Here is a 26,123-nt window from a genome sequence, read left to right as displayed (position 1 = left end):
GCGAAGGCAATATACGCATTGAGAAAACAAATAGCTACCAGTGGCAATGCGAACCTGCGTTGTTTAAGGCGATCATAAATTGTTGCCTTTGATGCAGGTTGTAAAATTCAAAAGATCGGGGCCTCCATGAGCGAAATTCTGACAATTGCGCAAATGTACGAAGCCGACAAACAAACCATCGCCAACGGCCTGCCGGGCGAGGTGTTGATGGAAAATGCCGGACATGCGGTTGTGGATGCCATTTTGGCCCGGTTTCAACCTTGTAGCGTTTCGGTGCTGTGCGGGCCGGGCAATAATGGTGGCGACGGATTTGTGGTCGCCCGGTTGTTGCGGGCGCGTGGCTGGAATGTCCGGTTGGGGTTAATGGGGGAGGTTGCCGGGCTTGGCGGTGATGCGGCGTTAAATGCGCGAAAATGGACTGGTGCTACTGAACGGCTGTCCGCTGCGTTGATTGTCGGGGCGGAACTGGTGGTGGATTGTATCTTTGGGGCCGGTTTGGCCCGCGATATCGAGGGAGATATTGCCGATATTGTGCATGCTGTAAATGACAGCAGCGCAAAGGTTGTGGCGGTTGATATGCCCAGCGGCGTTGATGGTATGTCGGGCCAGGTGCGCGGTGTGGCCATTGATGCGGATGTCACCGTAACATTTTGCCGTGCCAAGCCGGGGCATTATTTGTTGCCAGGCCGCGCGTTATGCGGCGAACGCGTTGTTGCCGATATTGGCATTCCCGATGCAATCGTGGCGGCGTTAAAACCCGATATATACCTTAATACACCACGTTTATGGGCCGATCATATTGTGTGGCCAGGCCTTGCAGGGCATAAATATCATCGCGGTCATGTGTTGGCCCTTGGCGGGGCGCAAACAACCGGTGCCATGCGGCTGGCGGCCCGTGCCGCGCGGCGGGCAGGGGCCGGTTTGCTCACTGTGTTGGCCGACCCGGCGGCCTTGCCACTTTATGCCCAGGACATGCCCGGTGTGATGGTGGCCCCCATCGCCCGGTTCGAGGATATGATGCAGGATTGCCGCCATAACGGCGTAATTATCGGCCCCGGTGCGGGCATTGGCGACGATACCCGCCGCCGGGTTGTTCATGCCTTGCATTGCGCGCGGGCCTGCGTGCTTGATGCCGACGCCCTGACCAGCTTTGCCGAAGACCCCAGCACCCTGTTTTTTGCCGTTCAGGGGCCAACCGTTATGACGCCGCATGAAGGCGAGTTTTCCCGTTTGTTTGCCGATATGGATGGCGACAAGGTGACGCGTGCCCGTGCCGCCGCCCGGCGCAGTGGTGCCATCATTGTTTTAAAAGGGGCCGATACCGTTGTGGCGGCCCCCGACGGGCGTGTTGCAATAAACGACATTTTCGCCCCCTGGCTGGCGACAGCAGGAAGTGGTGACGTTTTGGCGGGCATTATTATTGGTTTGCTGGTGCAGGGAATGCCTGCCTTTGAGGCCACATCAATGGCGGTTTGGCTGCATGGGCAGGCCGGGCATAAATTTGGCCCGGGTCTGATTGCCGAAGACATCCCCGAGGCCTTGCCCGCCCTGTTATCAGACCTTTGGCGGGCTGGCGTCGCCCCGGACAGTTCGCCACATTAATCGCAGCATAATCGGTGAAAATACCAACGGCCTTGATATTGCCTGCTGGTGCCTTTGTGATTTCAATTTTTACAATGATGTTGGTGCCAGACGACACACCGCAACGCAGGACCGGAAAGTGAATGAACCAGACATTTATTGATCGCACCTTTGACAATATTCGCCAGATGTGGCGCGAAATTCGCGGCAACCCGGTGGTTCGCAGCCTGGGGTTTGATGATGATGCATCGCGCAAGGACCATTGGCGCCGCCAGATCGCCGATTGTCTGGCGCATCGCGGCGGGGCAGTTTCGGCCCGCGGGCGCGCAGCAGAGCTGGGGCATGATTTTTTGCGACTGGGCGAAGACGGTAAAAAACAGTTTTTGCATGTGCTGTTAAATGAATTTGATGTCGATAGGACGGGCGTTGCCGCCATCATCAAAGACTGGGATCAGGCAGATGACGCCGCCGAACGCACCATGCTGGAAGCCCGGCTGCGCAACGAGCTGGTGCCGCCCTATCGAAAGTTATTGCAGGAATTCAATGCGCTGCCACAAGGCGTTAAGTTCCTTGTTGATCTGCGGGCGGATTTACTGCGTTGGCGGCAGGATGCGCCTGGATTAATCCTTCTTGAGCAGGATTTAAAAACGCTGCTGGCAAGCTGGTTTGATATTGGATTTCTGGAGCTTCATCGCATTACCTGGAATTCTCCGGCATCGCTACTGGAAAAACTGATTGCTTATGAAGCCGTGCATCAGATTCGCAGCTGGGATGATTTGAAAAGCAGACTGGCACGTGATCGGCGCTGTTTTGCCTTTTTCCACCCAGGCATGCCTAATGAGCCGCTGATTTTTGTTGAAGTAGCGCTGGTTTCGGGCATTTCAGACAATGTTGATGTGCTGATTGACCGCGACCCCGACAGTGATGTTTCAGACCCGAAAGGGGCCGATACAGCAATTTTTTATTCGATTTCCAATGCCCAGTCTGGTCTGGCGGGCATCAGTTTTGGTGATTTTCTGATCAAGCGGGTGGTGGCTGAACTACAGCGTGATTTGCCTAATTTGCGGCAATTTGCCACATTGTCACCGATGCCCGGATTTCGCCGCTGGCTGGTTAAAATGCGCGACGCACATGTGGCCCCGTCGCGCAAACCCAAACCGCTGGCGCGCAAGAACCGGGAAAATATTGAGCCTGTGTCTGCCCCTGTGGACGAGCAATCTCTTGCACCGGAACCAGATGCCATTCCTGAGGGGATAATGGCGGCCTTGCGCGATTGCGGGCCACTGGTTTCTGCCGATGACGGCGTAGGGGAAGGCGATGACAATGCAGGCCAGCGCGAAATTCCCCCGGCGGCACGGGCGGCATTGTTACAGCTTGGCGCGCATTATTTATTGAATGAACGCCGCCCGGCGCGGTTAACGGCGTTAGACCCGGTTGCACATTTTCATCTGAGCAACGGCGCACGGGTCGAACGGCTTAATCTTGATGCAAACAGTTCTGCCGCAGGACAGGCGCAGTCTTTCGGGATGATGGTCAATTATCTTTACCAGGCAGGTGATATTGAAAAAAATCATGAAAATTATGTCGGGGCAGGAAAAATTGCGGCGTCGGGCACTGTCCGCCGCCTTGCCGGGTGATTTTTGCCTTTTGCCACCGGTTTATGACAAAAGCCGCAGGTTATTTGTCCGCTTTGTGTGCAAGACGTCAGGCGACGCTTGCATGAGGGGGGCGAAGTTTGTATTAAGGCGCACCCACACCGGTTTTGCCGGTGCGGGAGGTATGCTTTTGTGCGGGCGTGGCGGAATTGGTAGACGCGATAGGTTTAGGTCCTATTGTCGAGAGACGTGGGGGTTCGAGTCCCTTCGCCCGTACCATTGGCAGACCAGAAAATGAAAAAGCTATTCGTTAAGTCATATTGACTTCTGACGTCCGGACGGCGTCGCGTAACGGACATTATTCGAACCTAAGCAAAAGAGTTATCCATGCAGGTTACAGAAACCAAAAATGAAGGCCTGGCGCGCGAATTCAAGGTCGTTGTGCCGGCCGCTACAATCGAAGAACAGGTTAATGCCAAGCTGGAAGAAATCAAAAGCCAGGTTCGGCTTCCGGGTTTCCGCCCTGGTAAAATTCCGGCTAAACTTTTGCGTCAGCGCTATGGCAAATCCGTTATGGGTGAAGTCCTGGAAGCTGCCGTAAACGAAAGCACCAGCAAGGTTCTGGCCGACAACGAATTGCGCCCGGCCGTTCAGCCGAAAATCGAAGTTACTTCCTTCGATGAAGGCAAAGACCTGGAATATGATATTTCGGTTGAAATCATTCCGGCGATCGAGCCGATGGATTTTGCCAAGCTGAACCTGACCCGTGAAGTCGTCGAACTTGACGATGCCAAGGTCACCGAAACCCTGGACCGTATCGCTGCAGCACAGGGCACAACCGAAGTCCTGAAGCGCAAGCGCAAATCCAAGACCGGTGACGTTCTTGTCATTGATTTCCTTGGCAAGGTTGGCGGCGAGCCTTTTGAAGGCGGTAAAGCTGAAGATTACGAACTGGAACTTGGTTCGGGTACCTTCATTGAAGGTTTTGAAGATCAATTGACCGGTGCCAATGCTGGCGACGAAACCGTTGTCAAAGTGACCTTCCCTGAAAATTACGGTTCTGACGAACTGGCCGGTAAAGATGCCGAGTTCGATGTGACTGTGAAGGAAATCAAGGAAAAGAAACCGGCTGAAATTGACGATGAACTCGCCAAGAAGCTGGGTCAGGATACCCTTGAGTCCCTGAAAGAAGCCATCCGCAAGGATTTTGGCCGTGAATACGAGTCGGTTGCCCGTCAGAAAATGAAGCGCGACCTGCTTGATCAGCTTGCTGAAAATCACAGCTTTGATCTGCCGTCCAGCCTGGTTAAAAATGAACTGACCGGTATCATCGGCCAGATCAAACAGGCGCGTGAAGCCGGCCAGGAAGATGACGAAACCAAAGGCAAGTCTGAAGAAGAGCTGACCGAAGAGTTCCGTGAAATTGCAGAACGTCGCGTTTTGCTGGGCCTGTTGCTGGCTGAAGTTGGCCGTAACAACAACATTCAGATCACCCAGGACGACATCAACAAGGTGCTGGTTGCCGAAGCCCAGAAATATCCGGGCCAGGAACAGCAGGTTATTGAATTCTACAAAAATAACCCGCAGGCCTTGCAGGCGCTTCAGGGCCCTGTATATGAAGACAAGGTGGTAGATTACATCGTCGAACTTGCCAAGGTTGAAGAAAAGACCGTTACGGTTGAAGAACTTCTGAAACCTGAAGAAGAAGACGAAACGCCGAAAGCTGACGCCAAGAAAAAGGCTCCGGCCAAGAAGGCTGCGGCGAAAAAGCCGGCTGCCAAGAAAAAGGCTGCTGACGAAGGCCAAGAGTAATCTGCCGATAAGCAGACCAAGTTGCAGCAAGGAGATTGCGGTTGATGATTGAAGAGCAGATGAACTCGCTTGTACCGATGGTGGTTGAACAGACCAGCCGCGGGGAACGGGCATATGACATCTTTTCCCGCCTGCTCAAAGAGCGGATCGTGTTCATCAATGGCCAGGTTCATGACGGCATGTCGTCATTGATCTGCGCCCAGCTACTGCATCTCGAATCGGAAAATCCGGACAAGGATATTTCGCTATACATCAATTCGCCGGGCGGGGTGGTGACATCCGGTCTCGCGATTTATGATACCATGCAATATATCCGTTGCGACGTATCGACCGTATGTATGGGGCAGGCTGCCTCGATGGGATCGCTTTTGTTGATGGCCGGTGCGAAGGGCAAGCGCTACAGCCTGCCCAATGCACGGATCATGATCCATCAGCCGTCAGGTGGTTTCCAGGGGCAGGCGTCGGACATCGAAATCCATGCCCGCGAAATTCTGGCTCTGCGCCATCGCCTGAACGAAATATATGTCGAGCACACGGGTCGAGATATTAAAACGATCGAAGATTCGATGGAACGCGACAACTTTTTAACCCCGGATCAAGCCAAGGAATTTGGTCTGATTGACGAGGTGGTGACATCGCGGCCCAAGCCGGAAAGCGATAAAAAAGACTGATTTCGTTTTATCGGTGTATTTTGAAAGCGCCCCGGTTTTACGACCGGGGCGTTTTTTATGGCTTGCGTGGTTTCGCCCGAAAGTCCTAGACATGTAGGTTACAAGACGATGAAACCCGGCAAGATGGAACATCTGAGGCCGAATGAACGTTTTGTGAACAGGGCGGGCTTCACTTTTTGCCGGTCCATCCTATATCAAAGACATGGCCGCAAGCAGGAAGGCGCCGATTAATCGTTGAGATCGGTATGCTTTCCCGGCTAACATGGCGATAACAGATAACGTCAAACATCATTGGGGTTTGTATGAGCAAATCGAATAGCGGAGACTCCAAGAACACCTTGTATTGCTCTTTCTGCGGAAAGAGCCAGCACGAGGTGCGCAAGCTCATCGCCGGGCCGACTGTCTTCATCTGCGATGAATGCGTCGAACTGTGCATGGACATCATCCGCGAAGAGCACAAAACCCATCTTGTAAAATCCGCCGATGGGGTGCCTTCTCCGCAGGAGATTTGCAAGGTTCTCGATGATTACGTCATCGGTCAGGGCCATGCAAAGAAGGTGCTTTCAGTGGCTGTTCACAACCACTACAAGCGCCTGAACCATGCCAGCAAGAACGAAGACATCGAACTGGCAAAGTCAAACATCATGCTGGTCGGACCGACCGGTTGTGGCAAGACTTTGCTCGCCCAGACGCTTGCGCGGATTCTTGATGTTCCCTTCACCATGGCAGATGCCACAACGCTGACCGAAGCCGGTTATGTCGGGGAAGATGTTGAAAACATCATCCTGAAGCTTCTTCAGTCAGCAGATTATAATGTTGAACGGGCCCAGCGCGGCATCGTTTACATTGACGAAGTCGACAAGATTTCGCGTAAATCCGATAATCCGTCGATCACGCGTGACGTGTCGGGCGAGGGTGTGCAGCAGGCCTTGCTGAAAATTATGGAAGGCACGGTTGCGTCTGTGCCGCCCCAGGGCGGCCGTAAACATCCGCAGCAGGAATTCCTGCAGGTCGACACCACCAACATCCTGTTCATCGTCGGCGGTGCTTTTGCCGGACTGGACAAAGTGATTTCGCAGCGTGGCAAAGGGGCCGGTATCGGCTTTGGCGCCGATGTGCGAAGCCCGGATGAACGTCGCACGGGTGATGTGTTGCGGGCTGTTGAACCAGAAGACCTTTTGAAATTCGGCCTTATTCCCGAATTTATCGGTCGTCTGCCGGTTCTCGCAACCCTTGAAGACCTGGACGAAGACGCCCTGGTCAAGATCCTGACCGAGCCGAAAAATGCGCTCAGCAAGCAGTATCAGCGTCTGTTCGATATGGAAGACGTCAAGCTGACCTTCCAGGACGATGCGCTGGTGGCCATTGCCGGCAAGGCAATTGAACGCAAAACCGGTGCCCGTGGGCTGCGCTCGATCATGGAAGGTATTTTGCTTGATACCATGTTCGAACTGCCGTCGATGGACAGTGTCGAGGAAATTGTCATCAGCCGCGACGTGGTTGAAGGCAAGGCCAAGCCGCTGTTGATCCATGCGGATCGCCGGGCGGACGTTGAAAACAGTGCCTGATTGTTATTGCCGCGCGGGCAGGATTGCAGCGCGGCAATAATGTCTTATCTATTGAGTATGTTCGCGTTGCTGTCGGGGCCTATTGCAGGACCGAGGTAACGTTTTGGCTCAAAATAGGGAATAGAACACATGGTCGAACTGGCACATGCTGATATCTACCCGGTCTTGCCGTTGCGCGACATCGTCGTGTTTCCGCATATGATCGTTCCGTTGTTTGTCGGCCGTGAAAAATCGGTCCGCGCACTCGAAGATGTGATGCGCGAAGACAAGCAAATTCTTCTTGTTACCCAAAAAGACGCCGGTCTGGATGATCCCTCAGTCGAGGATCTTTATCGTGTCGGGACTGTTGCATCGGTTCTGCAGCTGTTGAAGCTGCCCGATGGCACGGTGAAGGTTCTGGTTGAAGGTGGCAAACGCGCCCAGATTTCGGGATTTGTTGATAATCCTGAATTTTTCCAGGCCTATGGCAGCGTACGTGACGAAGATGACGAAGACGAAAGCGAGCTTGAAGCCCTTTCGCGGTCGGTCGTTACCCAGTTTGAACAATATATCAAGCTGAACAAAAAGATTCCGCCCGAGGTTCTGGTTTCGGTCAATCAGATCGAAGAACCGGCCAAGCTGGCAGATACCGTTGCGTCACATTTAGCGCTGAAGATTTCAGAAAAGCAGGAATTGCTGGAAACCGGGTCGATTGCGGCGCGGCTGGAGCGGATTTTCGGCTTTATGGAATCTGAAATTGGCGTGTTGCAGGTTGAAAAGAAAATCCGCAATCGCGTTAAACGTCAGATGGAAAAAACCCAGCGCGAATATTATCTGAACGAGCAGCTTAAGGCCATTCAGAAGGAACTGGGTGAAGGCGAAGACGGCAAGGACGAGGCTTCCGAGCTTGAAGACAAGCTTAACAAGGCCAAAATGCCGAAAGAAGCCAAGGAAAAAGCCCAGGCCGAGCTTAAGAAGCTGCGCAATATGAGCCCGATGTCTGCCGAGGCAACGGTGGTGCGCAACTATCTTGACTGGATGGTGTCGATTCCGTGGAACAAGCGCACCAAGATTTCGCATGACCTGAAAAAGGCCAAAAAAGTTCTCGATCTGGAACATTACGGCCTTGAGAAGGTCAAGGAACATATCCTTGAATATCTTGCTGTGCAGGCGCGGATTAAAAAAGTCAAAGGTCCGATTTTGTGCCTGGTTGGCCCTCCCGGCGTTGGTAAAACCTCGCTCGGGAAATCGATGGCTAATGCGACCGGTCGTAACTTTATCCGCATGTCGTTGGGTGGTGTGCGCGATGAATCGGAAATTCGCGGTCACCGTCGGACCTATATCGGCTCGATGCCGGGCAAGATCATTCAGGGGATGAAGAAGGCAAAGTCTTCCAATCCTTTGTTCCTGCTTGATGAAATCGAAAAGATGGGCTCGGACTTCCGTGGCGACCCGGCATCGGCATTGCTTGAAGTGCTGGATCCTGAACAGAACTCGACCTTCAACGATCATTATCTTGAAGTCGATTATGATCTGTCGGACGTGATGTTTGTGACCACGGCCAACAGCCTGCGTATGCAGCAGCCGTTGCTGGACCGTATGGAAATCATTCGGATTTCGGGTTACACTGAAGACGAAAAGGTGGAAATTGCCAAACGCCACCTGATTCCCAAGCAGGTTGAAGCCAACGGTTTGAAAAAAACCGAATGGAGCATCTCGGACGATGCCCTGCGCGATCTGATCCGGTATTACACCCGCGAAGCCGGTGTGCGTAGTCTTGAGCGTGAACTGGCCCGTTTGGCCCGTAAGGCAACCAAACGTATTTTGATCGAAGGTTTGAAAACCGTCCGTGTAACACCGCGTACCCTGCCGAAATATGCCGGGATCAGGAAGTTCCAGCACGGGGAAACCGAAGGCGAAGACCAGGTTGGTGTTGTTACCGGCCTTGCCTATACGGAATTTGGTGGGGATCTGTTGCAGATCGAAGCCGTGACCGTGCCAGGTAAAGGCAATATGAAGACAACAGGCAAGCTGGGTGATGTCATGACAGAATCGATCCAGGCGGCTACGTCATTTGTGCGCTCGCGTGCGACGCAATTCGGGATCAAACCCAGTTTGTTCCAGAAGCGCGATATCCACGTGCATGTGCCCGAAGGGGCGACGCCAAAGGATGGTCCGTCGGCCGGTGTTGGTATGGTGACATCTGTGGTGTCAATTCTGACCAGTAATCCGGTGCGCAAAGATGTTGCTATGACCGGCGAAATCACCTTGCGCGGGCGTGTGCTGCCCATTGGTGGCTTGAAGGAAAAATTGCTGGCGGCCATGCGCGGCGGTGTCAAAACGGTTCTTATTCCGAAAGACAACGAAAAGGACCTTGAAGAGATTCCAGATAATGTGAAGCGCAATATGCGAATCATTCCGGTATCTCATGTTGATGAGGTTTTAAAGTATGCTTTGGTCAATCCGCTTGTGCCGATTGAGTGGGATGAAGAATCCGACAATGTGACGATAAAGCCGAAAGAAGGCGAGGAATCGGAGATTGGCGGGATTACGACCCACTGATCAGTCGCAAAATAGCGGGCTTTTTGACAGGGACAGCTTGGCTGTCCCTGTTTTTTTGTGGATAACTTTGCCCGGAATCGATCAAGGTCAAAAGGGCAGGGCCTGTAAAGGCGAAAAAACTGCAAAAAAACCGTTAAAACGGCTGAAAACTGCGTCTCTCCAATTGACGCCATGTTCCCGACCTGCTTACATTGCGCCTGTAACAGGTTTGGGGCAAACCAAATTTCCTTATAACTCCGAACGTCCAATAAGGGGGCCAGGAAGTGAATAAAAACGATCTCGTTGGAAGTGTCGCTGCGAAAGCTGATCTGTCTAAAGCAGACGCTGCCAAAGCCGTTGATGCTGTTTTCGATTCCATTACCGATTCTTTGAAATCAGGCGATGAAGTTCGTCTGGTTGGTTTCGGTACATTCGCCGTCGCTGCGCGTGCAGCTTCTAAAGGTCGCAATCCGCGTACCGGCGAAGAAATCGATATTCCGGCTTCTAAGCAGCCGAAATTCAAGGCTGGTAAAGGCCTTAAAGACGCCGTCAATTAAGTTTGACTGTCTTTGAAAAAAAAATGCCGGTGACAGCGTCACCGGCATTGCATTTTAAAAAAACCATGTTATGTTCCGCTCGCTTCCGCAAAACGGGGCACATAACAAAGGGTGATTAGCTCAGCTGGTTAGAGCATCTCGTTTACACCGAGAGGGTCGGGAGTTCGAATCTCTCATCACCCACCATGAAAAAGGCGTCCGCACAGGGCGCCTTTTTCTTTTGCGCAATCAACCAATTACCACCCACCTTGTTCCGGCCACAAATTTCTAAATGGCCTTTTTGCCGGTCTTGCCATTGCACGAAAGGATTGGGGCTGGTGCATCCATGGGCAGTCTGCAATCATTGTTCTGGTCATCTTTGTTCATGCTGTCAGGTCGGGTTTATTAATGGTGCTGTTTCTGTCGATGTTCGTGCCTGCCGCAAACGGCCTTTGCACCGTGATGCATCGTGTGTTTGCTGTTTGGCGGCGTTATTTTACGGCAGCATTGCTTTTGGCATGTGTTGCGGCACTACAGAGCTGTTACCTGCCAGAGCAGTTCACAGCGGATTTGCAGCTGTCACGCAACGGGGATTATCATTTTAGCTATAAGGGGCAGCTGCGCCACGCAGCGCTGGCCAAAGACCTGATGGATGGCAAGGTGACCCCGGCAGACGAAAAACAGCGGGCGGCAACCATTCTGAACGACCTGGAACGCGATGTGGCCTTTGGCCCATCAACCTATGCCGGGCGCGGGGTGTTTAATGTCAGCTATGATCGCACGGGCAATATCATGCAGGAAAAGTCGTTCAACTTTGTGCGGCGAAATTCGCGAATCCTGCAAATGATGTATCACGAGAGAAGCCAGACGGTTGAAGTCCGTGGCAGTTCGGTGCCTGCACAATATCTCGATACGTTAACGGCGATGGGCTATGTACCCAACGGGACAATTACCGTTCATACCAATGTACATGTCCGGCGCGAGAATGCGAGCAGTCGGAAAACGGTTGAAGATGAAACGACTCTAAACTGGACCATCCAGAAGCTCGGTGAGCCTGCTCTAATTCTGATTCTGGGTTAAACGCTTCCACAGTGTGCCCGTTGTGCTGTCAGCATGCTGTTGCGCATCTGCCAGGGACTGTTCCCGCCAGTAAATCACGCAGTACCCCTGTTAGCGACCGATTATGGGCTATAAAAAACCCGCCAAACCAGATGGTTGGCGGGTTTTTCAACGGGTTTGCAACGTTGCGGCGTTAATAGACCATTTCGTCTTCGCCGCCACCTTCGGAAATAACGATCTGGCCTTGCGATGCGAGTTCCTTGGCCAGTTGCACAATCATCATCTGGCATTCCTCGACATCGGCGAGGCGGACGGGGCCCAGAGCATCCATGTCTTCGCGCATCATCTTGCCAGCCCGTTCTGACATATTTTTGAAGAACAATTCGCGCATGGCATCGGTCGACCCTTTGAGGGCCAGGGCCAGTTTGTCTTTTTCGACCTGGCGCAGCAAAGACTGAACGCCGTTATTATCAAGGCGGGCGAGATCTTCGAAGGTGAACATCAAAGCCTTGATCTTTTCCGCAGAGTCGCGGTTACGCTCTTCAAGGGCTGTCAGGAAGCGATCCTGGCTTTGGCGATCAAGGCTGTTGAAAATATCGGCCATCAGTTCGTGGTTGTCCCCGCGCGAGCCGCGCGCCAGGTTGGACATGAACTCGGTCCGCAGGGTTTTTTCGATATTATCAAGGACTTCCTTCTGAACAGCCTCCATGCGCAACATCCGCATGATCACTTCCATCGAGAAATTTTCCGGCAACAGCGAGAGCACCGCAGCCGAGTGCGTTGATTTCAGTTTGGAAAGAACCACGCCAACTGTTTGCGGGTATTCGTTTTTCAGATAGTTCGCCAGCACCGCTTCGTTAACATTGTTCAGCTTGTCCCACATGGTGCGACCGGCCGGACCACGGATTTCTTCCATGATATTGTTAACGCGGTCTTCGGGCAGAACCTTGGTTAACAGGCGTTCGGTCGTATCAAACGAGCCGACCAGCGAGCCGGTCGAAGAAAGCTGATCTGCAAATTCGACAAAAAGGCGCTCTACGATGTTGGAACTGATCGTTCCAAGACTGGACATCGTTTGCGAGATTTCCTTGATTTCTTCGTCATCCATCAGCGCAAACATCTTGGAGGCGTGTTCTTCCCCCAGTGCCAGCATCAGGATGGCCGCTTTTTCCTGTCCAGAAAGCGACCGGTATTCTTCTTTAACGCGCCCCACGTAAAGCCCACTCCGTCAGCAATTCCAGATCCGGTTCGAGATAAGGTATCCTCGTGAAGGATACGTTACGACCAGTCAATAAATCTATAAGGCCTAAGTGCGTGTATGAAAAGACCTCTAGCATGCCGCACCGCCAGACAAATTGACATATTGAGACGTTTGACGCAAAAAAACGCTGAAGTTTTTCTTTTAAGGTGATCATTTCGAGATGAAATGACGACGCGGTTGAAAGCGTTGCTATCAGCTTGACTTAGCATGGGGGCTGGTCTAACAAGAGCACGCCGATAGATGGCCGTTTTGGGGGCGTAGCTCAGTTGGTTAGAGCGCCGGCCTGTCACGCCGGAGGTCGCGGGTTCAAGTCCCGTCGCTCCCGCCAATCCGGTCATCGTCTGTGTTCTTTATTGGGCGCTGCGTCTTTCCTGCCCGTAATCCTTTTGCTGCCTTGCAACAATCTGGACTGCGTTGGCGACGTTCTGCTGACCTGAAATTGACCATGGATGGCAAAAAAGTTTAGAAAAGTGTCAGGCTTGGCGAGGTGGAAACACATCTCCGGGGCTGGTACTTGTGTGGTGCATACGTTATGGTGCGCCTTACGGGCTAGGTGGGGACCTGGTCGGGTTCTGGTTAGACCTGTTCTTGAGAGGTCAGAGAGATGCAAGAGCTTCTTTCGGAATATCTTCCGATCCTGATTTTCATCGGGATTGCCGTCGGTCTTTCGGCGGTTATCATCATCGCTTCGCTGGTTCTGGCCAAGCAGGCCCCGGATGCTGAAAAGCTGTCTGCATATGAGTGCGGCTTTTCGCCATTCGAAGATGCACGCATCAAATTTGATGTTCGCTTCTACCTGGTCGCAATCTTGTTCATCATTTTCGATCTGGAAGTTGCCTTCCTGTTCCCGTGGGCGGTGACGCTCGGTAAAATCGGAACATTTGGTTTCCTGTCGATGGTTGTTTTCCTGGCAGTGCTGACAATCGGCTTTGTCTATGAATGGAAGAAGGGAGCTCTGGAATGGGAGTGAGCACCAATACAGGCGCCCCTTTGGCCCCTGGTCACGATCAGGATGTGCTGCTTAAGGGCGTGTTTGACGAGATGAATGACAAGGGCTTTGTCCTTTCCAGTCTCGACAAGCTCGCAACCTGGGCCAGCACAGGGTCGATGTGGCCGATGACCTTTGGTCTGGCTTGTTGTGCTGTTGAAATGATGCACGCGGCTGCGGCGCGTTATGACATGGACCGTTACGGTGTTGTGTTTCGCCCCAGCCCGCGCCAGTCCGACGTTATGATTGTTGCCGGTACGCTGACCAACAAGATGGCACCGGCTCTGCGCAAGGTTTACGACCAGATGGCCGAGCCGCGCTGGGTTATTTCGATGGGCTCGTGTGCCAATGGCGGCGGGTATTATCACTATTCCTATTCGGTGGTGCGCGGTTGTGACCGTGTTGTTCCGGTTGACATTTATGTCCCCGGTTGCCCGCCGACAGCCGAGGCGCTGATTTACGGTATTTTGCAATTGCAAAAGAAAATCCGCCGTACCGGTGTCCTGTCACGCTGATCCGAGAGTAGGGGGCTAGCATGAGCGAATTGCTCAGCGATAACAGCGTCGCGCTGAAAGATCTGAAGGATCTTTTAAAGTCGCATTTTGGCGCCGATGTTATTGATACTGCGTACCGCTATGGCGAGTTAACCGTCGTCGTTAAACGCGAATCAATTACGAATGTTCTGACATTCCTGCGCGATGATGCCGGGTGTCTTTTCAAGCAGCTTATCGATATCTGCGGGGTTGATTACCCGGAGCGCGCCGAGCGTTTCGAGGTTGTTTACCACCTGCTGTCGCTCAAGCATAACCTGCGCATCCGCGTGAAGGTTACCACCGACGAAGAAACACCGGTTCCAACCGCTGTTGGCGTTTTTAATGCAGCCAACTGGTTCGAGCGTGAAACCTGGGACATGTATGGCGTGTTTTTCGCCGATCACCCGGATCCGCGCCGTATTCTGACCGATTACGGTTTCGAAGGCCATCCGCTGCGCAAGGACTTCCCGCTGACGGGCTATGTTGAGGTTCGTTATGATGACGAGCAGAAACGGGTCGTTTATGAGCCGGTGAAACTGGTGCAGGATTTCCGTAACTTTGATTTCGAAAGCCCGTGGGAAGGAATGCAAAGCATTCTGCCGGGCGACGAAAAGGCGGAGGGCAAGGCCTGATGTCCGAGCAAAAAATTAAAAACATGACCCTTAACTTCGGCCCGCAGCACCCTGCGGCGCACGGGGTTTTGCGGCTTGTTCTCGAAATGGACGGCGAAGTTATCGAACGTGCCGATCCGCATATCGGGTTGCTGCATCGCGGCACCGAAAAGCTGATCGAATACAAGACCTACATGCAGGCCACGCCGTATTTTGACCGCCTCGACTATGTCGCGCCGATGAACCAGGAGCATGCCTTCTGTCTGGCGATTGAAAAGCTGATGGGCGTCGAGGTTCCCAAGCGCGGGCAGTATATTCGTGTTCTTTACGCGGAAATCGGTCGTATTTTGAACCACATCCTGAACCTGACGACGTTCGCACTTGACGTTGGTGCCATGACCCCGTTGCTGTGGGGTTTTGAAGAACGTGAAAAGCTCATGGAATTTTATGAGCGGGTTTGCGGTGCGCGGCTTCACGCCAACTATTTCCGTCCGGGTGGTGTTGCTGCCGATTTACCGGCAGGTCTTCTGGAAGATATTTCGGACTGGGTTGACCAGTTTCCGAAATTCGTCAAAGACTTTGACCGTGTCTTAACCGGCAATCGTATCTTCAAACAGCGTGCTGTTGGTATCGGAACGGTTACCGCTGAAGAAGCCTTTGACTGGGGCTTTACGGGGCCAAATATTCGCGCATCGGGCATTGCCTGGGATTTGCGTAAATCCCAGCCTTACGATTCGTATGAAGATTTTGATTTTGACATTCCGATTGGCAAACACGGCGACGTTTATGACCGCTATCTGGTCCGTTTCGAAGAAATGAACCAGTCGCTGCGGATCATGCGCCAGGTTATTGATAAAATGCCTGACGGCCCGGTAATTGTTCAAAATAACAAGGTTGCTCCGCCGGCGCGTGCCGATATGAAGCGGTCGATGGAAGCCCTTATTCATCACTTCAAGCTGTTTACCGAAGGCTTCCACGTTCCGGCTGGCGAATGCTATGCCGCGGTTGAAGCGCCCAAAGGTGAGTTTGGCGTATTCCTGGTGTCGGACGGGTCCAACCGTCCGTATCGCTGTAAAATTCGCGCACCGGGATTTGCCCATCTGCAAGGCATGGATTTCATGTCGAAGGGTCATATGTTGGCTGACGTTGTTGCCAATATCGGTTCGCTTGACATTGTTTTCGGTGAGATTGACCGATGAGCCATTTAAGAAGACCAGCTCCCCGCGAGCTTCAGCCGACCAGTTTCGCGTTCACACCCGAAAACATGGACAGGGCGAAAAAGATCATCGCCAAGTACCCGCAAGGTCGCCAGCAAAGTGCAACCATGCCGCTTCTCGATCTGGCCCAGCGCCAGACCGAAGGCAACTGGGTGCCGACTGTTGCCATGGACTATATTGCTGACATGCTCGATATGCCGGCAATTCGGGTTTATGAAGTCGCTACTTTCTACACCATGTATAATCTGGCGCCCGTCGGGCAGAATTTTATTCAGGTGTGTACCACAACGCCGTGCTGGCTGCGTGGATCGTCGGACATCGTCAAAATGTGCAAGGATGAACTTGGCATTGGCATTGGTGAAACCACTGCAGATGGCAAGTTTACCCTGATCGAAGTCGAATGCCTTGGCGCTTGCGTCAATGCGCCGATGATGCAGATTAACGACGATTATTACGAAGATCTGACCGGCGAAAGCACCAGGAACATTCTTGATACGCTTAAACGCGGTGATAAACCCAAGGCGGGCCCGCAAAGCGGTCGTCGCGGGTGCGAGCCGATTGACGGTCCCAAGGTTCTGAAAGCATTCTGTGGCTGTGGTGCCGCAGATCAGCCTGCTGAACCCAAAGACGGGGAGGCCTGATATGCTGCAAGACAAGGATCGCATTTTTACCAACCTTTACGGTTTTCAGGATTTTGGCCTGAAAGCGGCGCAAGGTCGCGGGAATTGGGATGGCACGAAGGGACTGATCGAAAAAGGTCAGGACTGGATTATCGACGAAATGAAGGCATCGGGGATGCGTGGCCGTGGCGGCGCAGGTTTTCCGACGGGCCTGAAATGGTCGTTTATGCCCAAGGAATCCGATGGTCGCCCGCATTACCTGGTTGTGAATGCCGATGAAGGCGAACCGGGCACCTGCAAAGACCGCGAAATTATGCGTAACGACCCGCACACCCTGATCGAAGGGTGCTTGCTGGCCAGTTTCGCGATGCGCGCGCATGCGGCTTATATTTATATTCGTGGTGAGTTTTATCACGAAGCATCGAACCTGCAGCGTGCCATCGACGAGGCCTATGACGCAGGGCTGGTGGGCAAAAATGCCTGCGGTTCGGGTTGGGATTTTGATATTTACCTGCATCTTGGTGCGGGTGCGTATATTTGCGGTGAAGAAACGGCCCTGATCGAAAGCCTTGAAGGCAAAAAAGGTCAGCCCCGTTTGAAACCGCCCTTTCCGGCCAACGCCGGTTTGTATGGTTGCCCGACCACGGTCAACAACGTCGAATCGATTGCTGCTGTTCCCGAAATTCTGCGTCGGGGCGGGGCCTGGTTTTCCAGCTTTGGCCGTGAAAAGAACCACGGAACCAAACTGTTTGCCATTTCCGGTCACGTTGAAAAGCCCTGCACCGTTGAAGAAGCCATGAGCATTCCGCTGCGTGAGCTGATTGAGCGTCATTGTGGCGGTGTTCGTGGTGGATGGGACAATTTGCTGGCGGTTATTCCTGGCGGCTCATCGGTTCCGGTTCTGACCAAGGATGTATGTGACGATGTCCTGATGGATTTCGACTCACTGCGTGAAGTTGGCTCGGGGCTTGGGACGGCTGCGGTTATCGTGATGGACAAGTCGACCGACATTGTTTACGCGATTGCGCGCCTATCCGAATTTTACAAACATGAAAGCTGTGGTCAGTGTACCCCGTGCCGTGAAGGTACGGGCTGGATGATGCGCATGATGCAGCGCATGGTTCGCGGCGAGGCCACACTCGATGAAATCGACCTTTTGTGGGACGTGACCAAACAGGTCGAAGGCCACACCATTTGTGCGCTTGGGGATGCCGCCGCATGGCCGATCCAGGGTTTGATCCGTAATTTCCGTCCCGAAATGGAACGGCGGATCAAGGAATATCGCGCACGGATCGCGGCCTGAGAGAGGCCTGTTGAGAGGGATTGAGACATGCCGAAACTGACAGTTGACGGTATCGAAGTCGAAGTGGAAGCCGGAGCGACAGTTCTGCAGGCTTGTGAAGAAGCGGGAAAGGAAATTCCCCGTTTCTGTTATCACGAGCGCCTGTCGATCGCCGGTAACTGCCGTATGTGCCTGGTGGAAATGGAGCGCGCGCCAAAACCGGTTGCGTCCTGTGCCATGCCTGCGGCCGACGGAATGGTGATTAAAACGGATTCCGACCTTGTGAAAAAGGCACGCAATGGCGTTATGGAATTTCTGCTGATCAACCATCCGCTAGATTGCCCGATTTGCGACCAGGGTGGCGAATGTGACCTTCAGGACCAGGCCATGGCCTATGGTTTTGATTCATCGCGTTACACCGAAAAGAAACGTGCCGTTAAGGACAAGGAACTGGGCCCGATCGTGAAAACGATCATGACCCGTTGTATCCATTGCACCCGTTGCGTTCGTTTCTCCGAAGAAGTTGCCGGTGTTGGCACGATGGGTGCGGTTTACCGCGGTGAAGACACCGAGGTTGGACCGTACATCGAAGCGTCGATCAATTCGGAACTTTCAGGCAATTTGATTGATTTGTGCCCGGTCGGTGCTTTGACATCAAAACCCTATGCGTTTACCGCGCGTCCGTGGGAATTGAAGAAAACCGATAGCGTCGATGTGATGGATGCCGTTGGGTCAAACATTCGTATCGACACCCGCGGGTCTGAAGTTCTGCGCGTGTTACCGCGCCTGAATGAAGACGTGAACGAAGAATGGATTTCGGACAAAACCCGTTACGCCATTGATGGTCTGAAACGTCAGCGCCTTGACCGTCCTTATGTTCGGGTGAACGGTAAACTTGTCCCCGCTAGCTGGGACGAAGCCTTTGCCGCGATTAAAGCCAAGGTTGCCGGGCTCGATGGTAAAAAGATCGCGGCCCTTGCCGGCGATACCGTTGATTGCGAATCCATGACGGCTTTGAAAGATCTGATGGGCAAACTTGGCTCGTCAAACCTTGATTGCCGTCAGGATGGCTCGAAGATTGGCGGACCCCGTTCGTCCTATATCTTCAACTCCACCATTGCCGGTATCGAAGAAGCCGATGCCTGCCTGATCGTGGGTGCCAATGTTCGCGCCGAAGCGCCGATTATCAATTCGCGCTTGCGTAAACGCTGGCGCATGACGGCCGGTGATTTCCGTCTTGCCCTGATCGGCGAGAACTGGGACCCGACCTTCAAGCATGACTATCTTGGGGCCGGTCCGGAAACGCTGACCGAAATCCTTGAGGGCAAAAACGACTTTGCCAAGGTTCTGGAAGCCGCGTCAAACCCCATGATCATTCTGGGGATGGGGGCGCTGAACCGTGAAGACGGCGAAGCTGTTTTGGCAACCGCGCGTGCCATTGCCGATAAATACGGCATGGTTACCGGCGAGTGGAACGGTTTTAACGTTCTGCATACCGCCGCGGCCCGTGTTGGCGGCCTTGATCTTGGCTTTGTGCCGGGCGAGGGCGGCTTGTCGACCACCGAAATTCTCGATGGTGCGGCCAAGGGCGATGTCGAAGTTGTTTATCTGCTTGGTGCAGATGAGCTTGACACGTCCAAGCTTTCCAAGGCTTTCGTGGTTTACCAGGGCTGCCTTGGTGATGCCGGTGCCCAGGTGGCGGATGTTGTTCTGCCGGGTGCCGCCTATACCGAAAAGAACGGGACCTACGTTAATACCGAAGGTCGTGTTCAGTATGGTTGGCGCGCTGTATTCCCGGTTGGGGATGCCCGCGAAGACTGGAAGATCGTTCGTGCGCTGTCAGCCAGCCTTGGCCTGACCTTGCCATATGACAACATTGAAGCTGTTCGGACCCGCATGGTTGAAATCAACGATGTGTTCGGCTCTGTTAATGTTCCGCGTAAAGCGGCATGGGGTGATTTCGGCAAGGCTGGTGTGATGAAGTCGGAAGGCTTTGCTTCGCCGGTTCGCAATTTTTACATGACCGACCCGATCAGCCGGGCATCGGTGACGATGGCAAAATGTACTGAAGCCTTCGTCAAGGATGCGGCTGCCGGAAAGGTTGCCTGAGTTCGGGAACGGGCGGCGGGTAACCGTCGCCTTCTCTCGCTAGGGGGTGTCCCGATGACGGGACCAAACGCAAAAGATACGGTTTGACCGATGGAACTTCTTTGGGACGGATATATTCAGCCAGGAATTTGGATCGTCGCTAAAATCCTGGTGATCGTGCTTCCCTTGCTGATTGCTGTGGCCTATCTCACCTATGCCGAACGCAAGGTGATTGGCGCGATGCAAATGCGCAAAGGCCCGAATGTGGTTGGGCCTTTCGGCCTGTTGCAGCCACTGGCAGACGGCTTGAAGCTGTTTTTGAAGGAAACGGTCATTCCGACCAGTGCCAACAAGGCGGTGTTTCTTATTGCACCGATGTTGACCTTCATTCTCGCACTTGTTGCCTGGGCGGTGATCCCGTTTGGCGAAGGCCTGGTGGTTTCCAACCTTAATGTTGGTATTCTCTACCTGTTCGCTATTTCGTCACTGGGTGTCTATGGCATCGTGATGGCCGGGTGGGCTTCCAACTCCAAATACGCTTTTCTGGGCGCGTTGCGTTCAGCAGCGCAGATGGTGTCGTACGAAATTTCGATCGGCCTGATCATTATTTCGGTTTTGCTGACCACCGGGTCTCTAAACCTTTCCGACATTGTTCACGCGCAGTCGGGCGGGTTCTGGAACTGGAACTTCATCTATCATCTGCCGATGTTTGTGGTTTTCATTGTTTCGATCCTTGCGGAAACAAACCGTGCCCCGTTTGACCTTCCCGAAGCGGAAGCCGAACTGGTGTCGGGTTATAACGTTGATTATTCAGCGATGACCTTTGCGCTGTTTTTCCTTGGCGAATACGCCAACATGATTTTGATGAGCGCCCTTTGCGCCACCCTGTTCCTCGGTGGTTGGCAAGCGCCGTTGCCATTCCTGGATTTCATTCCCGGTCCGTTGTGGCTTATCATCAAGATCTGCATGGTTCTGTTCATTTTCCTCTGGGTACGTGCCACTTTCCCGCGTTACCGTTATGACCAGCTGATGCGCCTGGGCTGGAAGATTTTCCTGCCGCTGTCATTTGCCTGGGTCATGCTGGTTGCCACGTTCCTGGTCGTTTTCGACAAAATCCCGGCCTGATCGCCGCGCATCGGCAAGAGAGAGGTAAACGATGTCATTTATAGATCGGACGGCCCGGAGTTTCCTGCTGGTGGAACTACTTTCCGGTATGGCGCTCACCTTCAAATATATGTTCAAGCCAAAGGTGACGCTGAATTATCCGTATGAAAAAGGTCCGCTAAGCCCGCGTTTCCGTGGCGAACATGCCTTGCGCCGTTATCCGAATGGAGAAGAGCGCTGCATCGCATGCAAGTTGTGCGAAGCCATCTGTCCGGCCCAGGCAATCACCATCGAGGTGGAGCCCCGCATGGACGGATCCCGTCGTACAACGCGTTACGACATTGATATGACGAAATGCATCTATTGCGGTTTCTGTGAAGAAGCCTGTCCGGTGGATGCAATCGTTGAAGGTCCGAACTTTGAGTTCGCAACCGAAAACCGCGAGGAGCTTCTTTACGATAAAGACAAGCTCCTTGAAAATGGCGAGCGTTGGGAATCCGAGCTTGCTGCACGATTGGAGGCAGACGCACCTTACCGGTAAGTGTCGCGTCTGATCGTTTAGAAAAAGTTCATGGAGCGCCTTCCGCCGCTTGCGGAGGCGTTTCGCCAAGGGGGTACCTTATGGTCGTACAGGCTTTGGCTTTTTATCTGTTTGCCATTATTGCAGTTATCTCTGCCGCCATGGTGGTAACTGTACGCAACCCGGTTCATTCGGTGTTGTTTCTAATTCTGACGTTTTTCAACGCTGCCGGGCTTTTTGTCCTGTTGGGCGCTGAATTTCTCGCCATGCTTCTGGTTGTCGTCTATGTCGGCGCCATCGCAGTTCTGTTCATGTTCGTCGTCATGATGCTCGACATTAACTTTGTCGAAATGCGCGAAGGATTTCTGAGCTACCTGCCGATTGGTGTTCTGGTTGCTGCTGTATTGTTTGTCGAGCTGGCCTTTGTGGGTGGCGGTTGGGTTATGACCGATGCCAAAATGGCGGCCATCGCCCAGCCTGTTCCAGTCGGGGTCAACAATGTTAATGCAATCGGGATGCTGCTTTACACCGACTATGCCTATATCTTCCAGGCTGCCGGTCTGGTGTTGTTAACGGCAATGATCGGCGCAATCGTTCTGACCCTGCGTCATCGTGAAGGTGTCCGTCGCCAGAATATTTCCCAGCAGGTCCAGCGCCAGCGCGCCGAGACCCTTGAAATCAAAAAAGTACCGGTCGGTAGGGGGATCTGATGGAAATCGGACTTGCTCATTACCTGACTGTCGCTGCCATCCTGTTCACCCTCGGGATTTTCGGTATCTTCATGAACCGGAAGAACGTCATCATCATCATGATGTCGATCGAACTGATGCTGCTGGCAGTCAATATTAACTTCGTCGCTTTTTCGTCCTTTCTGGGCGATCTGGTTGGCCAGGTTTTCACCATCTTTGTCTTGACGGTTGCGGCGGCGGAAGCTGCCATTGGCCTGGCGATCCTGGTGGTCTATTTCCGTAATCGCGGCACGATCGCGGTTGAAGACATCAACATGATGAAGGGGTAAGGCACAGATATGTACGCTCTGATCGTTTTCCTGCCCCTTATCGCGGCCATCATTGCCGGTTTGATCACCCTTGTCGGGGCGATGAAAACAGCCAATGCACCTGCTGCCCATGATGATCATCATCACGGTGTCTCGACCTCGGATCGTCTGTCACAGCTTATAACTGTGGCGGGTGTGGTGACGGCGGCGGCGTTGTCCGTTGCGGCCTTTATCGATGTTGCCCTCAACGGCAATCCGGTAACGCTCGATCTGTTCACCTGGATCAGTTCGGGTGACTTCACGGCAAACTGGTCGCTGCGGTTTGATACGCTGACCTGCGTGATGCTGATTGTGGTTACCGGCGTATCGTCGATGGTTCATATCTATTCCATCGGTTATATGTCGCACGACCCTGACAAGCCTCGTTTCATGGCTTATCTCAGCCTGTTTACCTTTGCCATGCTGATGCTGATAACGGCAGACAACCTGATCCAGCTGTTTTTCGGTTGGGAAGGTGTGGGCCTTGCATCCTATTTGCTGATTGGTTTCTGGTATTCCAAACCGTCGGCATCTTCGGCGGCTATCAAGGCATTCCTGGTTAACCGCGTGGGTGACTTTGGCTTTGCGCTGGGTATCTTTGCTGTCTATGTGCTGTTTGGCACGGTGCAGTTCGATACCATCTTCGCCAATGCCGAAGAAGTTTCCGGTGCAACGTTGGTGTTCCTTGGTCATGACTTTTCGGCCCTGAACATTGCAACCTTCCTGCTGTTCGTTGGCGCGATGGGGAAATCGGCCCAGTTGGGCCTGCATACCTGGCTGCCTGACGCAATGGAAGGCCCGACGCCGGTTTCGGCCCTTATTCACGCGGCAACGATGGTGACGGCCGGTGTGTTCATGGTCGCGCGTTTGTCGCCGATTTTTGAATATGCCGAAACCACCCTTGCCATTGTGACGGTTGTCGGTGCGACCACGGCGTTCTTTGCCGCGACCATCGGTTGCGTTCAGAACGATATCAAACGTGTGATTGCCTATTCGACCTGTTCACAGCTTGGCTATATGTTCTTTGCGTGCGGCGTTTCTGCCTATAGCGCGGGCGTGTTCCACCTGATGACACATGGCTTTTTCAAGGCTTTGCTGTTCCTCAGTGCCGGTTCGGTCATTCATGCCATGTCCGATGAACAGGACATGCGCAAGATGGGCGGTATCTGGAAAATGGTTCCGCTTACCTTTGGCGTAATGCTGATCGGGACCTTGGCGATTACCGGTGTTCCGGGCCTGGCGGGTTACTATTCCAAGGACATGATCATTGAAAGCGCCTTTGCCGCTCATACCGGTGTTGGTACCTATGCTTTCTGGATGGGGATCATTGCGGCCTTCATGACGTCGTTCTATAGCTGGCGTCTGATTTTCATGACCTTCTTTGGTGCCCCGCGTGCGGATGAACGCACCATGGCACATGTTCATGAAAGCCCGGCTGTAATGACGGTTCCGTTGCTGATCCTGGCTGTTGGTGCGGTGTTTGCGGGCTGGTTTGCCGTAAACTGGTTTGGTGGCAATTACGAAGAGATGCTGTCCTTCTGGAACGGTGCGATCTTTGTTTCTGAAAACCATCAGGCACTGGAAAATTCACACCACGTTCCCGAGTGGGTCAAAATGGCACCGTTTGTTGCCATGATGCTTGGCCTGGCTTTGGCGGTGTTGATGTATCGTCTGGTGCCGTCGCTGCCGCGGACTTTGGCGAATACCTTTAATGGTGTTTACCGCTTCTTGCTGAACAAATGGTATTTCGACGAGCTGTATAACGCGATCTTCGTCAAGCCGGCCTTTGCTTTGGGTCGTGGCTTTTGGAAGGCAGGCGATGGCGCCCTGATCGACGGTGTTGGTCCGGACGGTGTTGCTGCAGCATGTCGCAATATTGCGCGGCGCTTTAGCGCCCTGCAAAGCGGCTTCGTCTACCACTATGCGTTTGCCATGCTGATCGGTATTGCGACCTTGGTGTCTTACACAATCTGGAAGATGGGTTAACGGGCGATGAGTGATTGGCCAATTCTTTCGATCATCACTTTTTTACCGCTATTGGGGGCATTTTTTATCCTCCTGATCCGCGGTGAAGAAGCGAATGTCGCCCGCAACTCGCGCTGGGTCGCGCTGTGGACGTCTGGATTTACTTTCCTGGCATCGCTGATGCTGTGGATCAACTTTGATACAACAACCGCAAACTTCCAGTTCGTCGAAAAGGCGGAATGGATGCCGGGCCTTAATGTGTCCTATCACATGGGTGTTGACGGTATTTCGGTTCTGTTTGTCATTCTGGCAACGTTCCTGACCCCGATCTGTATTCTTTCCGCATGGGAAGCCATTCAGAAACGGGTCAAGGAATACATGATCGCGTTCCTGGTTCTTGAAACCATGATGGTCGGCATGTTCAGTTCGCTTGATGCCATGCTGTTCTACATCTTCTTTGAAGGTGTGCTGATCCCGATGTTTATCATCATCGGCGTCTGGGGCGGGCCGCGCCGCGTATATGCAGCTTTCAAGCTGTTCCTTTATACGCTGCTGGGCTCGGTTCTGATGCTGGTCGCGCTGATGGCCATGTATTTCGATGCCGGCACCAGCGACATTCCGACCCTGATGACGCATACCTTCAGCTATCAGGCCCAGCTATGGATGTGGCTTGCTTTCTTTGCCTCCTTTGCGGTCAAGGTGCCGATGTGGCCGGTCCACACCTGGTTGCCCGATGCCCACGTGGAAGCACCGACGGCAGGTTCCGTTATTCTGGCCGGTGTGCTTTTGAAAATGGGTGGGTACGGTTTCCTGCGGTTCTCGTTGCCGATGTTGCCGCTGGCATCTGAAACCTTTGCCCCGCTGATTTTCACCCTGTCGATCATTGCCATTATCTATACCTCTCTGGTGGCACTGGCACAGGAAGACATGAAAAAGCTGATCGCTTATTCCTCTGTCGCGCATATGGGTATTGTCACTGTTGGTGCCTTCACCTTTAATCAGCATGGTCTTGAAGGTTCGATCTTTCAGATGCTGAGCCACGGTGTGGTGTCCGGTGCATTGTTCCTGTGTGTTGGCGTGATTTACGATCGCATGCACACCCGCGAAATTGATGCCTATGGCGGCCTTGTTCACCGCATGCCAGGCTATGCCTTCACGTTCATGTTCTTTACCATGGCGTCGGTTGGCTTGCCCGGTACTGGTGGCTTTGTTGGCGAAATCCTGACCCTGTTGGGGGCTTTTGAAGCCAATACCTGGGTTGCTTTCTTTGCCTCAACCGGTCTGATCCTCGGTGCGGCCTATGCGCTTTATCTGTATCGCCGGATCATTTTCGGGGCACTGACCAAGGAAAACCTTAAGAACATTCTTGATCTGAGCCCGCGGGAATGGCTGCTGTTTGCGCCGCTGATTATTGTGGTTCTGTGGATGGGGATCTATCCCAGCTCGTTCCTCGATATCATGCATGCATCGGTTCTGCATTTGGTCAACCAAGTTGAAACGGCGCAGGCCGCTGCGGCAAGTGCCGCGCAGCTTGCGGCGAATTAAGGGGAATGAAC

Annotated in this window: 22 protein-coding genes and 3 tRNA genes; 24 read left to right on the top strand and 1 reads right to left on the bottom strand. The window is 53.2% G+C overall.

All coding sequences use genetic code 11. The features are described 5' to 3' along the window. Positions 1 to 126 precede the first annotated feature (126 nt). From TMES_RS13505 to TMES_RS13460, 10 genes are all read left to right on the top strand, one after another. Positions 127 to 1,602 carry an NAD(P)H-hydrate dehydratase gene (locus TMES_RS13505; RefSeq protein WP_085583361.1) on the top strand — a complete coding sequence of 492 codons (1,476 nt, stop codon included), beginning with the start codon at positions 127 to 129 and terminating at the stop codon, positions 1,600 to 1,602. 122 nt (positions 1,603 to 1,724) lie between these two features. Then, a complete protein-coding gene (locus TMES_RS13500) occupies positions 1,725 to 3,218 on the top strand; it encodes a malonyl-CoA decarboxylase (RefSeq protein ID WP_085583359.1) in 1,494 nt (497 codons plus the stop codon). Between the two features lie 152 nt (positions 3,219 to 3,370). Beyond that, positions 3,371 to 3,455: transfer RNA gene (locus tag TMES_RS13495), tRNA-Leu, on the top strand. A 108-nt stretch (positions 3,456 to 3,563) separates the two neighbouring features. Then, on the top strand, positions 3,564 to 4,988 hold the full coding sequence (gene tig, locus TMES_RS13490) for a trigger factor (RefSeq protein ID WP_085583357.1): 1,425 nt from the start codon (positions 3,564 to 3,566) through the stop codon (positions 4,986 to 4,988). Positions 4,989 to 5,032: 44 nt separating this feature from the next. Beyond that, positions 5,033 to 5,659: an ATP-dependent Clp endopeptidase proteolytic subunit ClpP gene (gene clpP, locus TMES_RS13485; RefSeq protein ID WP_085583355.1), complete on the top strand. Its 627-nt coding sequence runs from the start codon at positions 5,033 to 5,035 to the stop codon at positions 5,657 to 5,659. Between the two features lie 302 nt (positions 5,660 to 5,961). After that, a complete protein-coding gene (clpX, locus tag TMES_RS13480; protein WP_085583353.1) occupies positions 5,962 to 7,227 on the top strand; it encodes an ATP-dependent Clp protease ATP-binding subunit ClpX in 1,266 nt (421 codons plus the stop codon). A gap of 129 nt (positions 7,228 to 7,356) precedes the next feature. Continuing rightward, positions 7,357 to 9,768: an endopeptidase La gene (gene lon / locus TMES_RS13475; RefSeq protein ID WP_085583351.1), complete on the top strand. Its 2,412-nt coding sequence runs from the start codon at positions 7,357 to 7,359 to the stop codon at positions 9,766 to 9,768. A gap of 263 nt (positions 9,769 to 10,031) precedes the next feature. Then, a complete protein-coding gene (locus tag TMES_RS13470; RefSeq protein ID WP_008891813.1) occupies positions 10,032 to 10,304 on the top strand; it encodes an HU family DNA-binding protein in 273 nt (90 codons plus the stop codon). Positions 10,305 to 10,413: 109 nt separating this feature from the next. Continuing rightward, positions 10,414 to 10,490 (top strand) — tRNA-Val (locus tag TMES_RS13465). Between the two features lie 201 nt (positions 10,491 to 10,691). Then, positions 10,692 to 11,363, top strand: coding sequence for a hypothetical protein (locus TMES_RS13460; protein ID WP_085583349.1), 672 nt, complete (start codon positions 10,692 to 10,694; stop codon positions 11,361 to 11,363). A 172-nt stretch (positions 11,364 to 11,535) separates the two neighbouring features. Here TMES_RS13460 and fliG read toward each other — a convergent pair whose 3' ends face one another. Then, positions 11,536 to 12,555, bottom strand: a complete 1,020-nt coding sequence (gene fliG, locus TMES_RS13455; protein ID WP_085583347.1) for a flagellar motor switch protein FliG — start codon at positions 12,553 to 12,555, stop codon at positions 11,536 to 11,538. Positions 12,556 to 12,854: 299 nt separating this feature from the next. Here fliG and TMES_RS13450 point away from each other — a divergent pair. The 14 genes from TMES_RS13450 to TMES_RS13385 all read left to right on the top strand — a co-directional run bounded on the left by TMES_RS13450 (position 12,855) and on the right by TMES_RS13385 (position 26,112). Continuing rightward, a tRNA-Asp gene (locus tag TMES_RS13450) sits at positions 12,855 to 12,931 on the top strand. 276 nt (positions 12,932 to 13,207) lie between these two features. After that, positions 13,208 to 13,573 carry an NADH-quinone oxidoreductase subunit A gene (locus TMES_RS13445; protein ID WP_085583345.1) on the top strand — a complete coding sequence of 122 codons (366 nt, stop codon included), beginning with the start codon at positions 13,208 to 13,210 and terminating at the stop codon, positions 13,571 to 13,573. Next, positions 13,564 to 14,106: a NuoB/complex I 20 kDa subunit family protein gene (locus TMES_RS13440; protein WP_085583343.1), complete on the top strand. Its 543-nt coding sequence runs from the start codon at positions 13,564 to 13,566 to the stop codon at positions 14,104 to 14,106. The genes TMES_RS13445 and TMES_RS13440 overlap by 10 nt, the downstream gene beginning before the upstream one ends. Before the next feature lie 20 nt (positions 14,107 to 14,126). Continuing rightward, positions 14,127 to 14,756 carry an NADH-quinone oxidoreductase subunit C gene (locus TMES_RS13435; RefSeq protein ID WP_085583341.1) on the top strand — a complete coding sequence of 210 codons (630 nt, stop codon included), beginning with the start codon at positions 14,127 to 14,129 and terminating at the stop codon, positions 14,754 to 14,756. After that, a complete protein-coding gene (locus TMES_RS13430; RefSeq protein WP_085583339.1) occupies positions 14,756 to 15,934 on the top strand; it encodes an NADH-quinone oxidoreductase subunit D in 1,179 nt (392 codons plus the stop codon). Before TMES_RS13435 ends, TMES_RS13430 begins: the two co-directional genes overlap by 1 nt. Continuing rightward, positions 15,931 to 16,593, top strand: coding sequence for an NADH-quinone oxidoreductase subunit NuoE (gene nuoE / locus TMES_RS13425; protein ID WP_085583337.1), 663 nt, complete (start codon positions 15,931 to 15,933; stop codon positions 16,591 to 16,593). Before TMES_RS13430 ends, nuoE begins: the two co-directional genes overlap by 4 nt. A 1-nt stretch (position 16,594) precedes the next feature. After that, the gene (nuoF, locus tag TMES_RS13420) at positions 16,595 to 17,875 is read left to right on the top strand and encodes an NADH-quinone oxidoreductase subunit NuoF (protein ID WP_085583335.1); all 1,281 of its coding nucleotides are present in this window, start codon (positions 16,595 to 16,597) and stop codon (positions 17,873 to 17,875) included. Positions 17,876 to 17,902: 27 nt separating this feature from the next. Further along, positions 17,903 to 19,963: an NADH-quinone oxidoreductase subunit NuoG gene (nuoG, locus tag TMES_RS13415; protein ID WP_085583333.1), complete on the top strand. Its 2,061-nt coding sequence runs from the start codon at positions 17,903 to 17,905 to the stop codon at positions 19,961 to 19,963. A 90-nt stretch (positions 19,964 to 20,053) separates the two neighbouring features. Next, entirely contained in the window at positions 20,054 to 21,067 is a 1,014-nt protein-coding gene (gene nuoH, locus TMES_RS13410; RefSeq protein ID WP_085583331.1) for an NADH-quinone oxidoreductase subunit NuoH, read from the top strand. A 31-nt stretch (positions 21,068 to 21,098) separates the two neighbouring features. Then, positions 21,099 to 21,587 (top strand): NADH-quinone oxidoreductase subunit NuoI, encoded by a 489-nt coding sequence (gene nuoI / locus TMES_RS13405; protein ID WP_085583329.1) that lies wholly within the window; start codon positions 21,099 to 21,101, stop codon positions 21,585 to 21,587. An 80-nt stretch (positions 21,588 to 21,667) separates the two neighbouring features. Further along, positions 21,668 to 22,276, top strand: a complete 609-nt coding sequence (locus tag TMES_RS13400; protein ID WP_085583327.1) for an NADH-quinone oxidoreductase subunit J — start codon at positions 21,668 to 21,670, stop codon at positions 22,274 to 22,276. Then, entirely contained in the window at positions 22,276 to 22,584 is a 309-nt protein-coding gene (nuoK, locus tag TMES_RS13395) for an NADH-quinone oxidoreductase subunit NuoK (protein ID WP_022732390.1), read from the top strand. Before TMES_RS13400 ends, nuoK begins: the two co-directional genes overlap by 1 nt. A 9-nt stretch (positions 22,585 to 22,593) precedes the next feature. Continuing rightward, positions 22,594 to 24,588 carry an NADH-quinone oxidoreductase subunit L gene (gene nuoL, locus TMES_RS13390; protein ID WP_085583325.1) on the top strand — a complete coding sequence of 665 codons (1,995 nt, stop codon included), beginning with the start codon at positions 22,594 to 22,596 and terminating at the stop codon, positions 24,586 to 24,588. 6 nt (positions 24,589 to 24,594) lie between these two features. Beyond that, complete coding sequence (locus TMES_RS13385) at positions 24,595 to 26,112, top strand: NADH-quinone oxidoreductase subunit M (RefSeq protein ID WP_085583323.1); 1,518 nt, start codon at positions 24,595 to 24,597, stop codon at positions 26,110 to 26,112. The last annotated feature ends 11 nt before the right edge of the window (positions 26,113 to 26,123 follow it).

The sequence above is a fragment of the Thalassospira mesophila genome (assembly GCF_002115755.1).
Taxonomy (GTDB): domain Bacteria; phylum Pseudomonadota; class Alphaproteobacteria; order Rhodospirillales; family Thalassospiraceae; genus Thalassospira; species Thalassospira mesophila.
The sequence above is the reverse complement of the archived record's forward strand: the minus strand, read 5'-3'. Positions and strand labels throughout refer to the sequence as shown.

Coding starts and splice junctions, on each gene's coding strand:
- TMES_RS13505 (WP_085583361.1), top strand. CDS start 127: ATGAGCGAAATTCTGACAATTGCGCAAATGTACGAAGCCGACAAACAA.
- TMES_RS13500 (WP_085583359.1), top strand. CDS start 1,725: ATGAACCAGACATTTATTGATCGCACCTTTGACAATATTCGCCAGATG.
- tig (WP_085583357.1), top strand. CDS start 3,564: ATGCAGGTTACAGAAACCAAAAATGAAGGCCTGGCGCGCGAATTCAAG.
- clpP (WP_085583355.1), top strand. CDS start 5,033: ATGATTGAAGAGCAGATGAACTCGCTTGTACCGATGGTGGTTGAACAG.
- clpX (WP_085583353.1), top strand. CDS start 5,962: ATGAGCAAATCGAATAGCGGAGACTCCAAGAACACCTTGTATTGCTCT.
- lon (WP_085583351.1), top strand. CDS start 7,357: ATGGTCGAACTGGCACATGCTGATATCTACCCGGTCTTGCCGTTGCGC.
- TMES_RS13460 (WP_085583349.1), top strand. CDS start 10,692: ATGGTGCTGTTTCTGTCGATGTTCGTGCCTGCCGCAAACGGCCTTTGC.
- TMES_RS13445 (WP_085583345.1), top strand. CDS start 13,208: ATGCAAGAGCTTCTTTCGGAATATCTTCCGATCCTGATTTTCATCGGG.
- TMES_RS13440 (WP_085583343.1), top strand. CDS start 13,564: ATGGGAGTGAGCACCAATACAGGCGCCCCTTTGGCCCCTGGTCACGAT.
- TMES_RS13435 (WP_085583341.1), top strand. CDS start 14,127: ATGAGCGAATTGCTCAGCGATAACAGCGTCGCGCTGAAAGATCTGAAG.
- TMES_RS13430 (WP_085583339.1), top strand. CDS start 14,756: ATGTCCGAGCAAAAAATTAAAAACATGACCCTTAACTTCGGCCCGCAG.
- nuoE (WP_085583337.1), top strand. CDS start 15,931: ATGAGCCATTTAAGAAGACCAGCTCCCCGCGAGCTTCAGCCGACCAGT.
- nuoF (WP_085583335.1), top strand. CDS start 16,595: ATGCTGCAAGACAAGGATCGCATTTTTACCAACCTTTACGGTTTTCAG.
- nuoG (WP_085583333.1), top strand. CDS start 17,903: ATGCCGAAACTGACAGTTGACGGTATCGAAGTCGAAGTGGAAGCCGGA.
- nuoH (WP_085583331.1), top strand. CDS start 20,054: ATGGAACTTCTTTGGGACGGATATATTCAGCCAGGAATTTGGATCGTC.
- nuoI (WP_085583329.1), top strand. CDS start 21,099: ATGTCATTTATAGATCGGACGGCCCGGAGTTTCCTGCTGGTGGAACTA.
- TMES_RS13400 (WP_085583327.1), top strand. CDS start 21,668: ATGGTCGTACAGGCTTTGGCTTTTTATCTGTTTGCCATTATTGCAGTT.
- nuoK (WP_022732390.1), top strand. CDS start 22,276: ATGGAAATCGGACTTGCTCATTACCTGACTGTCGCTGCCATCCTGTTC.
- nuoL (WP_085583325.1), top strand. CDS start 22,594: ATGTACGCTCTGATCGTTTTCCTGCCCCTTATCGCGGCCATCATTGCC.
- TMES_RS13385 (WP_085583323.1), top strand. CDS start 24,595: ATGAGTGATTGGCCAATTCTTTCGATCATCACTTTTTTACCGCTATTG.